Source organism: Solwaraspora sp. WMMA2056, assembly GCF_030345095.1.
Lineage (GTDB): Bacteria > Actinomycetota > Actinomycetes > Mycobacteriales > Micromonosporaceae > Micromonospora_E.
In genome coordinates this window covers 5,191,339-5,204,629 of record NZ_CP128360.1, presented here as the reverse complement: position 1 = coordinate 5,204,629, position 13,291 = coordinate 5,191,339, and the positions used below count along the sequence as shown (strand labels likewise).

General features: G+C 74.6%; 13 protein-coding genes. 8 read left to right on the top strand and 5 right to left on the bottom strand.

Features of this window, described 5'->3' with window-relative positions:
- Positions 1–17: 17 nt before the first annotated feature.
- From O7608_RS23505 to O7608_RS23490, 4 genes are all read right to left on the bottom strand, one after another.
- Positions 18–1,433 (bottom strand): hypothetical protein, encoded by a 1,416-nt coding sequence (locus tag O7608_RS23505; protein WP_289206648.1) that lies wholly within the window; start codon positions 1,431–1,433, stop codon positions 18–20.
- The gene (locus O7608_RS23500; RefSeq protein WP_289206647.1) at positions 1,433–1,846 is read right to left on the bottom strand and encodes a hypothetical protein; all 414 of its coding nucleotides are present in this window, start codon (positions 1,844–1,846) and stop codon (positions 1,433–1,435) included. Before O7608_RS23500 ends, O7608_RS23505 begins: the two co-directional genes overlap by 1 nt.
- A gap of 224 nt (positions 1,847–2,070) precedes the next feature.
- The gene (locus tag O7608_RS23495) at positions 2,071–3,132 is read right to left on the bottom strand and encodes an SDR family oxidoreductase (RefSeq protein WP_289206646.1); all 1,062 of its coding nucleotides are present in this window, start codon (positions 3,130–3,132) and stop codon (positions 2,071–2,073) included.
- Between the two features lie 38 nt (positions 3,133–3,170).
- Positions 3,171–3,620 (bottom strand): SRPBCC family protein, encoded by a 450-nt coding sequence (locus O7608_RS23490; protein ID WP_289206645.1) that lies wholly within the window; start codon positions 3,618–3,620, stop codon positions 3,171–3,173.
- A gap of 76 nt (positions 3,621–3,696) precedes the next feature.
- Here O7608_RS23490 and O7608_RS23485 point away from each other — a divergent pair, with 76 nt between their 5' ends.
- From O7608_RS23485 to O7608_RS23450, 8 genes are read left to right on the top strand one after another with little or no spacing between them, the layout of a single operon-like run.
- Positions 3,697–5,373, top strand: a complete 1,677-nt coding sequence (locus O7608_RS23485; protein ID WP_421356982.1) for an HAD-IIIA family hydrolase — start codon at positions 3,697–3,699, stop codon at positions 5,371–5,373.
- Positions 5,370–6,347, top strand: a complete 978-nt coding sequence (locus O7608_RS23480) for a glycosyltransferase (RefSeq protein ID WP_289206643.1) — start codon at positions 5,370–5,372, stop codon at positions 6,345–6,347. Before O7608_RS23485 ends, O7608_RS23480 begins: the two co-directional genes overlap by 4 nt.
- On the top strand, positions 6,332–7,558 hold the full coding sequence (locus O7608_RS23475; protein WP_289206642.1) for a glycosyltransferase: 1,227 nt from the start codon (positions 6,332–6,334) through the stop codon (positions 7,556–7,558). The genes O7608_RS23480 and O7608_RS23475 overlap by 16 nt, the downstream gene beginning before the upstream one ends.
- Positions 7,555–8,265: a D-sedoheptulose-7-phosphate isomerase gene (locus O7608_RS23470; RefSeq protein WP_289206641.1), complete on the top strand. Its 711-nt coding sequence runs from the start codon at positions 7,555–7,557 to the stop codon at positions 8,263–8,265. The genes O7608_RS23475 and O7608_RS23470 overlap by 4 nt, the downstream gene beginning before the upstream one ends.
- Positions 8,262–9,746 (top strand): PfkB family carbohydrate kinase, encoded by a 1,485-nt coding sequence (locus O7608_RS23465; protein WP_289206640.1) that lies wholly within the window; start codon positions 8,262–8,264, stop codon positions 9,744–9,746. The genes O7608_RS23470 and O7608_RS23465 overlap by 4 nt, the downstream gene beginning before the upstream one ends.
- Positions 9,743–10,438, top strand: coding sequence for an SDR family oxidoreductase (locus O7608_RS23460; protein WP_289206639.1), 696 nt, complete (start codon positions 9,743–9,745; stop codon positions 10,436–10,438). The genes O7608_RS23465 and O7608_RS23460 overlap by 4 nt, the downstream gene beginning before the upstream one ends.
- Positions 10,435–11,442: a glycosyltransferase family 9 protein gene (locus O7608_RS23455; RefSeq protein ID WP_289206638.1), complete on the top strand. Its 1,008-nt coding sequence runs from the start codon at positions 10,435–10,437 to the stop codon at positions 11,440–11,442. Before O7608_RS23460 ends, O7608_RS23455 begins: the two co-directional genes overlap by 4 nt.
- A complete protein-coding gene (locus O7608_RS23450) occupies positions 11,426–12,412 on the top strand; it encodes a DNA topoisomerase IB (protein WP_289206637.1) in 987 nt (328 codons plus the stop codon). Before O7608_RS23455 ends, O7608_RS23450 begins: the two co-directional genes overlap by 17 nt.
- Here O7608_RS23450 and O7608_RS23445 read toward each other — a convergent pair.
- Complete coding sequence (locus tag O7608_RS23445) at positions 12,404–13,198, bottom strand: TerC family protein (protein ID WP_289206636.1); 795 nt, start codon at positions 13,196–13,198, stop codon at positions 12,404–12,406. The two genes, O7608_RS23450 and O7608_RS23445, sit on opposite strands and share 9 nt — an antisense overlap.
- Positions 13,199–13,291: the final 93 nt, after the last annotated feature.

The following is a 13,291-nucleotide window of genomic DNA, read 5'->3' as shown; positions in this document are numbered from 1 at the left end:
ACGGCCCGCCCCGTGGCCTACGAGCCCGGCGGACGCGGCCAGGACTCCTCAGCCGGGGCGGCCGCCGGCTCCGGCCGGCTAGCCGCGGTGCCGGGTTGCGGTGGCCGGGGCGCCAGAGCGGCATCATCAGCGTCCGGTGGCAGGGGGGCCGCCACGACTGCTGGAGCGGCCGGGGTGTCAGCGTGCGGAGACGGCGGCACCGGCGCCGCCGAGGGCTCGGCCCGTGCGTCGGTCCACAGCGCTCCGCCGGGCAGCAACGAACGGAAGTCGAAGGCGCACTTGCCGCAGGTACGCAACGCGGTCTCCGCCCGACGGTCGCCACAGCGCCGGCAGAAGGTGACCACGGACTCCTCAGCGGACAACCCCTGGCACCGTGGGCAGGCGAACGCCGGCCCCTTGCTCTGCGCGAGCCGACCGGCCAGGACGAACGGGCTGATCACGGCACTGACGGTGGTCGCCAGGTCCCGGGTGCGCCGGTTGCGCTCCTGAAGACGCTCCAGCTCGGGGTTCACGATCTTCTCGAGTCTGCAGGTGGTGCAGACCTGCAGGGTCCGCACCGGGAGCAGCTCCCGGAGCTGGGCCTGCTGGTGCAGGAAGACCACCACCGGTACGTCAGCGGTGTCGACGGTGAATCGGAACGACCCACCGTCACCGGCGGTGGCCGCCGTCGCCGCGACGTACTCCTCCACCCGGTACACCAGGGACTGGATCTGAGCCACCAGATGGGGCGGCATCTGGCCGGGCCGGCTGGTGATCAGCGTACCGACGGTGAGCATGCCGTCGGCGAGTTGCGGGGGGACCTCGGCGACCTTCCCCGGCGCCAGGAAGGTGAACGTTCCGGCACCGGTCCGGCTCACCGGCGTACCGGATCTCGGGCCCGACCCGTCGAGCAGCCGGCTGGTGTGCCGCGACAGCGCCGAGCCGGCCTGTGCCGCCCAACCGGCCGCGTTCTGCATCACCGCGACGTCACCGGGGCCGACGCGGCGCCACCGGGGTGGAAATCCGCTGGCGGCCGCCGGATCGAGCCGGGCCAGCACGCCGTCGACGGCGGCCAGCACCTCGGCGAACACGTCCTGGTAGGCGGCGGTGGCCCCCCAGTTGCGGCCCACCTTGGCCGGCCAGCGGTCGACGATCCGCACGGTCACCCCGCAGCCGCCGTCGTCGGTCGACTCCAGCCCGATCGAGACCCCGACCGGGATCTTCGCCGGCTGCAGCGTGACCGCCCCGAGTGCCGAGCCCCGGGCACCCTCGATGACGGTCAGCTGCTCGGTGGTCAGCGTGAATCCCCGCTCCCGGACCGCCGCCAGCACGTGCTGACGCACAGCGGTCAACGGTACGGCGACGCTGCGCCGCGCTCCGGCTGCGAGTCGACCTGCGGTCCCGGCTGCGGCTTCGGCGCCCCCCGGTACCTCGGCGACGTCGATCCAGCTCATCAGCTGTCGAGTCCCGCGTCGGCGTCGAAGGTAGCGGCAGTGCTGTCGTACAGGCTCACCTCCGCCGCCGCCGCGTCGATGTTGTAGTCCGCCGCCGCCGCGTAGTCGCCGGCCTTGGCGGCCTCGTCGGCGGCCAGCGTGTACCCGCGTTCGGCGGCGGCCAGGGACGCCTCCGCCGAGGCGTCGAATCCGGCCGCCACGCTGTCGGCCGCGTCCTGCACGTACGCATCGGCGGACCGGGCCCAGTCGCCGCTGTTGCCGCCGTGCCAGTCCGCCCAGTCCTCGTCTGCGGCCGCCTTGTCCAGATGCGTCTGGACGGACGCGACGACCTGCTCCGGCATCGCCACCGGCTCGGCGGTCGCGGCGGCGGAGTCGTCAGCCAGGTAGCCGCCCCAGTCCGAATCAGTTGTCACCGTTGGCCTCCGCTGTCAGCGGTCGCGACAGCAGGGCCGCGCCATGATCGTCATCTCCGCCGATCATGCCGCTGCTGGTCGGGCCGGCTCCATCCTCCGTCCGTGTCGTCGCCGTCGTCCGGGCGCGGGCGCAACCCCGCCGCTGGTACCGGCGATCCGGCTGCCGGTCCCTGCGGCACCGGCCCGGTCGGCGGGCCGCAGTGGTCCGCGCGGATCGTCCGGGGTCAGGCCTGGGCGCCCCGCATCCGACCACCTGGAGCGGACGCGGCCGTGCGTACCCGGCCGGAACCGGCGCGGACCAGTGCCTGGGCCACACCGAGCCCGGCGGCGAGCAGTGCCGTCGCGGTCTGCTTGTGGGTCACCGCCCACAACGCGAGCGACCGCCGATGGGCCGTGTCGTCGAAGACCCCGTGCGCGCCGTGGTCGACGTCGGCGTCGGCCGGTGCGTCCACGTTGTCCCGCCAGGACGACCGGTCGATCACCTCTGCGGTCTGCTGCGAGTCGAAGCCGACCTGGCGCAGCGCCAGGAACCGGTCCAGCAGCCCGGGGGCCAGCACGTCGGCCAGTCGGGCCCGCAGCGTCGGCCCGCCGACGTTGACCTCCCGGGGCCCCTTGTCCGCCGCCCAGCAGATCGCCTGCGCGGCGACCTCCGGCTGGAAGATCGGCGGCACCGGCTGCGGGTGCCTCGGCAGATGGGTACGCACCCAGGAGAACTGTGGGGTGTTCACCGCCGGCAGCTGCACCATCGACAGTTTGATCTCCGGGCTGGCCTGGAGCAGTTCGGCCCGCAGCGAGTCGTTGAAACCCTGGATGGCGTGCTTGCTGGCGCAGTAGGCCGACTGCAGTGGGATACCCCGGTAGGCCAGCGCCGAGCCGACCTGCACGATCGTGCCGATCCCGGCCGGGCGCATCTGCCGCAGCGCCGCCAGGGTGCCGTGCACCGTACCGAGATAGTTCACCTCGGTGACCCGGCGGAACTCGTCGGCGCTGATCTCCCAGGTCGGGGCGAACACCGAGACCATCGCGTTGTTGATCCACACGTCCAGTCCGCCGTTGCGCCGGGCCAGGTCGTCGCCGGCCCGCTCGACGGCCGCCGCGTCGGCGACGTCCACCTGGTAGGTGGCGACCGCCTCGGCCCCGAGCTCCCGGCACTCGGCGGCCGCTGCGGCCAGGCCGGCCTCACCCCGGGCGATCAGTCCCAGCCGGGCACCGCGTCGGGCGTACCGTTGGGCGGTCGCCCGCCCGATGCCGGCGCTGGCCCCAGTGATCATCACGGTCTGACTCATCCCGTCCACCCTCCTGTGCCGTCGGTGCCGTACGCGGGTCAGGTCTCCACGGCGACCTTGCGGGTCGCGATGTCCGACAACCGCCGCAGCGTCTCGCGGTTGCGGTGGTGCAGGACGAGGTCGTCGAGTTTCGTCCGTACCCAGTGCAACGGGCCGGCGGTGAACGACTCGGCGATCGTCACCCGCGTGCCGTTGCCCTCGGTGCCCGCCAGCCGGAACACCACCGTCGCCTCGCCCAGCGGCCACAGTCCGGCCCGCAACGTCAACTCGGTCGGTGGGTCGCAGGAGACCACGGTCGAGGTGTCCGACAGCGACAACGGCCACGGCCCGGCGGTGTGGTGCAGGGCGGCCCCCGGCTGCGGCCAGTGGTCGTCCACGTCGCGGATGTGGACGGTGCCGACCACCCAGTCGCTGTAGGTCCATCCGTTGGCCAGCACGGCGAAGACCTGGTCCGGCGGGGCGGGGATCACCCGCTGTACGACAGCCACGAAGGCACCGGTACCCGGCCTCCGGCCGGCTAATCCGCGCGAGCCCCAAATGGTGCGGACCGGACGAAGGTGAAGGATGTTTACTCGCCGCGCCCCCGGGAACCCGACCGGCGTGCGAAGCGAACGGACCAGCCGCAGCCGCGGGCTGTTCGACGCGGTGCTGTTCGACCGTGACGGGACGCTCGTGCACGACGTGCCGTACAACGGCGACCCGGACCGGGTACGCCCGGTGCCGGGCGCCCGCGCCGCGCTGGACCGGCTGCGCGCCGCCGGACTGCGGCTCGGCGTCGTGACGAACCAGTCCGGCCTGGCCCGGGGCAGGTTCACCACCGAGGACCTGCAGCGGGTGCACGCCCGCGTCGAGCAGCTGCTGGGCCCGTTCGACACCTGGCAGGTCTGCCCGCACGACGACGCCGACAGCTGCCGGTGCCGCAAACCGGCCCCCGGCATGGTCCACGCGGCGGCCGCCGCCCTGGGCACCGTCGCCCGCCGCTGCGTCGTGGTCGGCGACATCGGCCGGGACATGGTCGCTGCCGGTGCCGCCGGCGCCACCGGCGTCCTGGTCCCCACCGAGCAGACCCTGCCGGCGGAGGTGGCGGCCGCCCCGGCGGTCGCCGGCGACCTGCCCGGCGCCGTCGACCTCATCCTGCGCCGGCACCGGATCAGCGCGGCTGCCGACGGCACCCGCCGCCGCCGGGTGCTGGTCGTCCGGTCCGACTCGGTCGGTGACGTCCTGGTCACCGGTCCGGCGATCCGCGCCGTCGCGGCCAGCGCCGACGAGGTCGTGATGCTCTGTGGCCCCCGGGGCCGCGCCGCCGCCGAACTGCTGCCGGGCGTCGCCGAGCTGATCGAGTGGCCGCTGCCGTGGATCGACCCGGACCCCGCCCCGGTCGACCCGGCCGCCCTGCACCGGCTCACCGACCGGCTGGCCGGTGTCGGTGCCGACGAGGCGATCGTGTTCACCTCGTTCCACCAGTCACCGCTTCCGCTGGCCCTGCTGCTACGGATGGCCGGGGTGCCACGCGTCGCGGCGATCAGCGACGACTACCCCGGGTCCCTGCTGGACGTGCGCCACCGGGTGCCGCCCGGACTGCCCGAACCGGAACGTGCCCTGTCGCTCGCCGCCGCCGCCGGCTTCGCCCTGCCCGGCGACGACGAACCGGTGCTGCGGCTGCGACCCGGATGCCTGCGGCCGGCCCCGCCTGCGGCCCTGGCGGACGCGCCGGACGGGACGACCGACGCCGCGGCGACCGGCGCTCCACCAGGGGGGTACGTCGTGGTGCACCCCGGCTCGTCCGTCGAGTCCCGGGCCTGCCCACCCGAGCGCTGCGCGGAGTTCGTCGACGCGCTGCACTCCGCCGGCCACCGGGTCGTCGTCACCGGTGGCCCCGGCGAACGCTCGCTGAGCACCACGGTCGCCGGGCGTACCGGCATCGACCTGGGCGGGCAGACCTCGCTGGCCCGGCTGGCCGCTATCCTCGCCGGAGCCGACGCGGTGGTCGTCGGCAACACCGGGCCGGCCCACCTGGCCGCCGCCGTCGGTACCCCGGTGGTCAGCCTCTTCGCCCCGACCGTGCCGTTCGGCCAGTGGGGGCCGTACCGGGTGCCCTGGGTGCGCCTCGGCGACCCGGTGGCCGGCTGCCGCAACACCCGGGCCGCCCGCTGCCCGGTCCCCGGGCACCCCTGCCTGTCGACCGTCTCCGCCGACAGCGTCGTCGACGCGGTCCGACTGATCAACGGGACGGTCGGATGAACATCCTCCTCTGGCACGTCCACGGCTCGTGGACCACCGCGTTCGTCCACGGCAAGCACCACTACCTGGTCCCGGTCACCCCGGACCGGGGGCCGTACGGGCTGGGCCGGGCCCGGACCTACCCGTGGCCGGACAGCGTCGTCGAGATCCGCCCCGGTCAGCTCGCCGCCGCCGACGTCGACCTGGTGGTCCTGCAACGGCCCGAGGAGTGGGAACTGGCCACCAGTTGGCTCGGCCGTACCGTCGGCCGCGACGTCCCGGCCGTCTACGTCGAACACAACACCCCCAAGGGCGACGTGCCGGCGACCCGGCACCCGATGGCCGACCGTGACGACCTCACCGTGGTGCACGTGACCCACTTCAACGACCTGTTCTGGGACACCGGTGGCACCCGTACCCGGGTGATCGAGCACGGCATCGTGGCACCGACGGCCCGCTACAGCGGCGAACTGGAACGGTTCGCGGTGGTCACCAACGAGCCGGTCCGCCGGGGCCGGGTCACCGGCACCGACCTGATGCCGCGCTTCGCCCGGGTGGCGCCGCTCGACGTGTACGGCATGGGTGTCGCCGGCCTTCCCGAGGCGCTCGGCGCGGCGGTGGCCGGGCGGGTCACCGTCCACGACGATCCGCCGCAGGCCCGGATGCACGCCGAGGTCGCCCGGCGGCGGGCGTACCTGCATCTGTGCCGGTGGACGTCGCTGGGCCTGAGCCTGATCGAGGCGATGGCGATGGGTATGCCGGTGATCGTGCTCGGCACCACCGAGGCGGTCGCCGCGGTGCCGCCGTCGGCCGGAGTGTCGACCACGAGGATGCAGACCCTCCTCGACGCCGCCCGGTGGCTGCTCGACGAGCCGGACGCCGCCCGCCGGCTCGGCGACGGCGCGCGACGTGTGGCGCAGGACCGATACGGACTGGACCGGTTCCTCGCGGACTGGGACGAGCTGCTGGAGGAGGCGCTATGCGCATCGCGATGATCTCGGAGCATGCCAGCCCGCTCGCCGCGCTGGGCGGGGTGGACGCCGGCGGCCAGAACACCCACGTCGCCGAGTTGTCCACCGCGCTCGCCGCCGACGGGCACGAGGTGCGGGTCTACACCCGGCGGGACGCCGACGACCTGCCGGAACTGGTCCGGATGGACAACGGCGTGACGGTGGTACACGTCCCCGCCGGTCCCGCCGCGCACATCGCCAAGGACGAACTGCTGCCGTACATGGCGCAGTTCAGCCGATGGCTGGTCGGCCAGTGGAGCGGCGACTGGACCCCGACGGTCGCGCACGCGCACTTCTGGATGAGCGGACTGGCGGCGGTCGACGCCGGCCGGTCGACCGGGGTGCCGGTGGTGCAGACCTACCACGCGCTGGGCACCGTCAAGCGGCGCCACCAGGGTGCGATGGACACCAGCCCGCCGCGTCGCATCGGCTACGAGCGCGCGCTCGGCCGCAGCGTCGACCGGGTCATCGCCCAGTCCCAGGACGAGGTGGCCGAACTGATCCGGATGGGGGTACCCCGGGGCCGACTGTCGGTCGTGCCGTCCGGGGTCAACGAACACACCTTCTCGCCCGACGGGCCAGTGGCCGGGCGCGACCCCGACCGGCACCGGGTGCTGACCGTCGGCCGGCTGGTCGCCCGCAAGGGCTTTCAGGACGTCGTACGGGCCATGCAGCTCGTGCCGGACGCCGAATGCGTCGTCGTCGGCGGCCCACCAGGCTCCGCGCTCGACGTCGACCCGCAGGCCCGCCAGTTGCGCCAACTCGCCGAGTCCTGCGGTGTCGGCGACCGGGTACGGCTCGTCGGCGCGGTGCCCCGCGAGGAGATGCCACAGTGGTACCGGTCGGCAGACGTGCTGGTCGCCGCCCCCTGGTACGAGCCGTTCGGGCTGACCCCGCTGGAGGCGATGGCGTGCGGCGTACCGGTGATCGGCACCGCCGTGGGCGGGCTGACCGACACGGTCGTCGACGGCCTCACCGGCGACCTCGTTCCGCCGCGGGATCCGAAGGCGCTCGGGATGGCGCTGCGCCGGCTGCTCGCCGACCGGGTCCGCCGGTTCGCGTACGCGACGGCCGCGCTGGACCGGGCCCGCCAGTGCTACTCGTGGCAGCGGGCCGCCGACCAGTTGACCGCGATCTACGCCACGGTCAGCGGGGTGCGTCAGCCGAGCCAGCCGAGCCAGGTGGTGGCCGGATGAACGACCCGCACTCGCTGATCGACAGCCACCTCGCCGGACTGGCCGAGGCGCTGCTGCCGTACCGGGAGGTGGCGTCGCGGCTGGGTCGCTGGGGGTCGGAGCTGGCCTGGACCCTGGGCCACGGCGGCCGGCTGCTGGTGGCCGGCAACGGCGGCAGCGCCGCCGAGGCCCAGCACCTCGCCGCCGAACTGGTCGGCAAGCTGCGCGCCGACCGGACGCCGCTGTCGGCGATCGCACTCACCGCCGAGACCTCCTCGCTCACCGCGATCAGCAACGACTTCGGCTTCGACGAGGTCTTCGCCCGCCAGGTCCGCGCCCACGGCCGCCCGGGTGACATCCTGCTGCTGCTGTCGACCAGCGGCCGCAGCGGCAACCTGCTCGCCGCCGCCCACGCCGGTCGCGAGGCCGGGCTGCGCTGCTGGGCCTGCACCGGCCCGGTGCCGAACCCGCTCGCCGACATCTGCCCGGAGGTGCTGGCGGTGCCGGCGGCGGATCCGCAGGTGGTGCAGGAACTGCACCTGGTCACCGCCCACCTGCTGTGCGAGTACGTGGACCAGACCCTGCCCGCCGTCCTCGGCCTGGTCGACGCGATGGGTGCCGCCGCCGGGGCGGGCACCGCCGACCGGGTGGGTGCCGCCGGCTCCGCGCCCGGTGGGGCGACCGTCTCCGGGCTGCCCGTCGTCGACTCCCACGGCGGCCGCCCATGACCACCGCCCCGATCGTCGTGGTCGGCGACACGTTGCTCGACCGCGACATCGACGGTGCGGTCACCCGGGTCTGTCCGGACGCCGCCGCCCCGGTGCTCGACGAACGCCACGTCACCGACCGGCCCGGCGGCGCCGGGCTGGCCGCTGTGCTCGCCGCCGGCCAGGGCCGGCCCGTGGTGCTGGTCAGTGCGTTCGCCGACGACGTCGCCGGCGCCCGGTTGGCGGCGCTGCTCACCACCGCCGGGGTCGACCTGCATCCGCTGCCGCTGGGTGGGGCCACGGTGGAGAAGATCCGGCTGCGGACCCGGGGCCAGGTGCTGCTGCGGCTGGACCGGGGCGGCACCGGCACCGTACGGGGCGATCTGTCGCCGGCCACCGGGGAACTGTTCGCCAGCGCCGCCGCCGTGGTGGTCAGCGACTACGGCCGAGGGGTGGCCCGGCTGCCGGCGTTGCGGACAGTGCTCGCCGCCACCTCGGCGCCGGTGGTCTGGGATCCGCATCCCCGGGGTCCGGCGGCGGTGCCCGGCGTCCGCCTGGTCACCCCCAACGAGACCGAGGTACGCCAGTTGACCGGGCAGCCGGCCGGGGACACCCGGGTCGCGACGGCGGCCGGCTGCGCCGAGGAGTTGCGGCTACGGTGGCGGGCCGGGGCGGTCGCGGTCACGATGGGCGGCGACGGGGCGTTGCTGTGCCACGCCGGCAGTGTGCCCCTGGTGGTGCCGGCCCCGGCCAGCGCCGACGGGGACACCTGCGGCGCGGGGGACCGGTTCGCCACCGCGGCGGCGATCGCGCTCGCCGACGGAGCGGTGGTCTCCGAGGCGGTCCAGGTCGCCGTCCGGCAGGCGTCGCGGTACGTCGCCGACGGTGGTGCCGCCGGGGTGCGCCGGCTGCTGGCGGTGACCGGGGCACCGGCCGACGCGCAGCGGGCCGGGGCCGGCGTACCGCCGGTGGTGGTGGAGGCCGTCGCGGCACCGGACCGGATCGGCCCGGCGGCGGCCGGGGCGCTCGCCGCCGAGGTACGGGCCGCCGGTGGGACGGTGGTGGCCAGCGGCGGCTGCTTCGACCTGCTGCACGCCGGGCACGTCTCGGCGCTGCAGGCGGCCCGGCAGATGGGCGACTGCCTGATCGTGTGCGTCAACTCCGACGCCAGCGTGGCCCGGCTCAAGGGCCCGGACCGCCCGGTGGTCCCCGAACGCGACCGGGTCCGGCTGCTGGCCGCGTTGGCCTGTGTCGACGCGGTCGTGGTGTTCGACGAGGACACCCCGCACGCGGTGCTGAGCTGGCTGCGGCCCGACGTCTGGGTCAAGGGCGGCGACTACGCCGGCGACGGCACCGGCGAGCCGGACCTGCCGGAGGCCGGACTGCTACGGCGGTGGGGCGGGCAGACGGCGGTCGTGCCGTACCTCGACGGTCGGTCCACCACCAGCATGATCGCGACAGCGCGTGATCGGGATCCGCAACGACGGAAGGAGCTGGCGTGACGAACCCCGTCACCGGTCCTGCGGTGCTGGTCACCGGCGGTGCGAGCGGCCTCGGCGCGGCCGTCGTCGAACTGGTGGCCGCCAACGGCTACCGGCCCTGCGTCATCGACCGGCGACCACCGGCCGACGGCGTGCCGTGGGTCGACTGCGATCTGGCCGACACGCGGGCGGCCGAGTCGGCCACCCGCCAGCTCGCCGAACAGCTGGGCGGGCTCGACGCGGTGGTCACCGCCGCCGGCATGGACGTCCCGGGCCGGCTGGACGCGCTGCCCGGCGACGTGTGGGAACGGATCGTCGCGGTGGACCTGCTCGCCACCGCCGCCGTGGTCCGGGCCGCGTTGCCCTGGCTGACCGAGGCGCGCGGATCCGTCGTCACGGTCGCCTCGACGCTCGGCGTGAAGGCGGTCAGTGACGCGACCGCGTACTGCGCGGCCAAGTTCGGGGTGGTCGGCTTCACCCGGGCGCTCGCCGCCGAACTGGCCGGCACCGTCGGCGTCACCCTGCTGGTGCCCGGCGGGATGCGGACCGCGTTCTTCGACGACCGTGACGCGCAGTACCGACCGGGGGCCGACGCCGCCCTCAACGACCCCGCCGCCGTGGCGGCCGCGGTGCTGTTCGCGATCCGGCAGCCGGCCGGCTGTGCGGTACGCGAGCTGGTCGTCTGCGCCGACCGGGAATCGTCCTACCCGTGATCGTCGTGCTCCGGGCGCTCGGCATCGGCGACCTGGCCACGGCCGTACCGGCGCTGCGCGGTCTGCGCGCCGCCCATCCGGCGCTGCCGGTCGCCCTCGCCGCGCCCGCCGTCCTGGCGCCGTTGGCCGAGCTGACCGGTGCCGTCGACCGGCTGCTGCCGGTCGACGGGCTGGCCCCGCTGCCCGCGGTGGCCCCGCCGCCGGACCTGGCGGTCAATCTGCACGGGAAGGGCCCGCAGTCGCACCGGCTGCTGCGGACGCTGCGACCCGGACGGCTGTGGGCGTACGCCAGCCCGCCGGCCGGCCACGACGATGGACCACCGTGGCACGACGACGAGCACGAGGTGACCCGCTGGTGCCGCCTGCTCGACTGGTACGGCGTCGCCTGCGACCCGACGGATCTGCGGCTGCGTCGCCCCCCACCGGACCGGGTCGCGGTCGGGGTCACGGTGGTGCACCCCGGTGCCGCCTCGGCCCGCCGGCGTTGGCCCGCGGACCGGTTCGCCGAGGTGGCCCGGCGGCTCACGGCGGCCGGACACCGGGTGGTGGTTACCGGGTCGGCCCGGGAACGGCCGCTGGCCGAGGTGGTGGCCGCCGGGGCGGGACTGCCCGCGACGGCGGTGCACGCCGGTCGGCTGGAGCTGTCCCGGTTCGCGGCGTTGCTGTCGCACGCCCGCCTGGTCGTGGCGGCGGACACCGGTGCGGGGCATCTGGCGACCGCGTTCGGGGTGCCCTCGGTGCTGCTGTTCGGCCCCACGTCACCGGCACGCTGGGGGCCGACGATCGACCGCCACCGGCACCGGGTGCTGCAGTACCCGCACCTGTCGGCCGGCACCGAGGAGCCGGGCACCGAGGAGCCGGGCACCGAGGAGCCGGGTGCCGGGGAGCCGGGTGTCGGGGAGCCGGGCCGGTCCGGCGGCCCGCACCCCGCGATGGCGGCGATCTGTGTCGACGAGGTGCTGGCGGCGGTGGACCGGGTGACCCGCGATGCGGCTGCGGCGTAGCGACCTCACGGCCGCCGGTTACCGGCGTCGCCGACGGGGTCGGGGCGTCATGTACCTGGACGGCGACGGGCGGGCGGTCAGCGACCGGCAGGAGTTGGCCCGGATCCGGGCCCTGGCGATCCCACCCGCGTGGCGGGACGTGTGGATCTGCCCGGACGCCAACGGGCACATCCAGGCCGTCGGATTCGACGCCGCCGGCCGCCGGCAGTACGTCTACCACCCGCAGTGGCGCCTGCGTCGGGACACCGCGAAGTTCCACCACGTACGGCGGGTGGCCGACCGGCTGCCCCGGCTGCGCCGCCGGGTCGCGGTGGATCTGCGCGGTCGTGGCCTGCGCCGGGAACGGGTGCTGGCGGCGCTGGTGCGGCTGCTCGACCTGGGCATGTTCCGCATCGGCAGCGACCAGTACGCCGCCGGCGACGATCCGACGTTCGGAGTGGCGACGCTGCGGGGCAGCCACGCCCGCTCCGGCCGGGGGTGCGTGGTGCTGCAGTTCCCGGCCAAGGGCGGCCTGGCCCAGCAGCGACGGATCGACGATCCGCAGGTGTGCGCGGTGCTGCGCGCACTGCGCCGCCGTCGACGCGGCGATCAGCGGCTGTTCTGCTACTGGGACGGGCGGCGCTGGCGGGAGGTGCACAGCGACGAGATCAATGACTATCTGCGGCGGGTCAGCGGCACCGAGATGACCGCGAAGGACTTCCGTACCTGGCACGCGACGGTGCTGGCCGCGACCCGGCTGGCCGCGCTCGGAGCACCCCGGTCGACGGCGGCCCGGCGCCGGGCGGTGGCCGGGGTGATGCGCGAGGTCGCCGACCTGCTCGGCAACACCCCCACGGTGGCCCGTGCCTCCTACGTGGATCCACGGGTGGTCGAGATGTTCCACCGCGGCCGGGTGGCCCGCCTCGGTGCCGGCGAGCCCACCCGCGATGCCGCCGAGCAGGCGGTACGGCGACTCCTGCCGCTACGGTGAGGTGGTGCCGCCGCCCGGCGTGGCCGCCGCCGACGGCTCCTTGACGAAGGTCGGATGCAGGCTGACCGGGGCGGCACCGCCCTTGGACTGGCGCGAGCGCAGCCGCAGGTTGAGGAACTCCACGAAGATCGAGAACGCGATCGGCCCGTAGACGTAGCCCTTGGGGATGTGCTGGCCGAGCCCTTCGGCGATGAGGCTGCCGCCGATCAGCAGCAGGAACGACAGGGCCAGCATCTTGACCGTCGGGTGTCGGTTGACGAACGCGCTGACCGTGCCGGCCGACACCAGCATGATGATCATCGCGATGATCACGGCGGCGACCATGATGGTCAACTCGTTGACCATGCCGACTGCGGTGATCACCGAGTCGAGCGAGAAGACCACGTCCAGGATCAGGATCTGGACGATCACCCCGGCGAACGAGGCGGTCTTGCGGCCGCCGCTGTGGTCGGCGCCCTCCAGATGCTCGTGGATCTCGTACGTCGCCTTCACCAGCAGGAACAGGCCGCCGAGCAGCAGGATCAGGTCGCGGCCGGAGATCTCCTGGCCGACGACGGTGAACAGCGGCGCGGTCAGCCCGATCACCCAGGACAGCGAGGCCAGTAGCAGCAACCGGGTGATCAGGGCCAGGGAAATGCCGATGGTGCGCGCCCGCGCCTGCTGATGCTCGGGAAGCCGCCCGGCGAGGATCGAGATGAACACGATGTTGTCGATGCCCAGCACGATCTCGAGCAGCAGCAGGGTCGCGAACGCGATCCACAGCTCGGGGCTGGTCAGAAGCTCCATGATGCTCCCAGGAAAGGGGTGTCCATCGAGCCGCGACCGGCCCGCGATCCCAGACCGTACTGCCGGGGGTCAACCTCGGCGGCACCGGGAGCC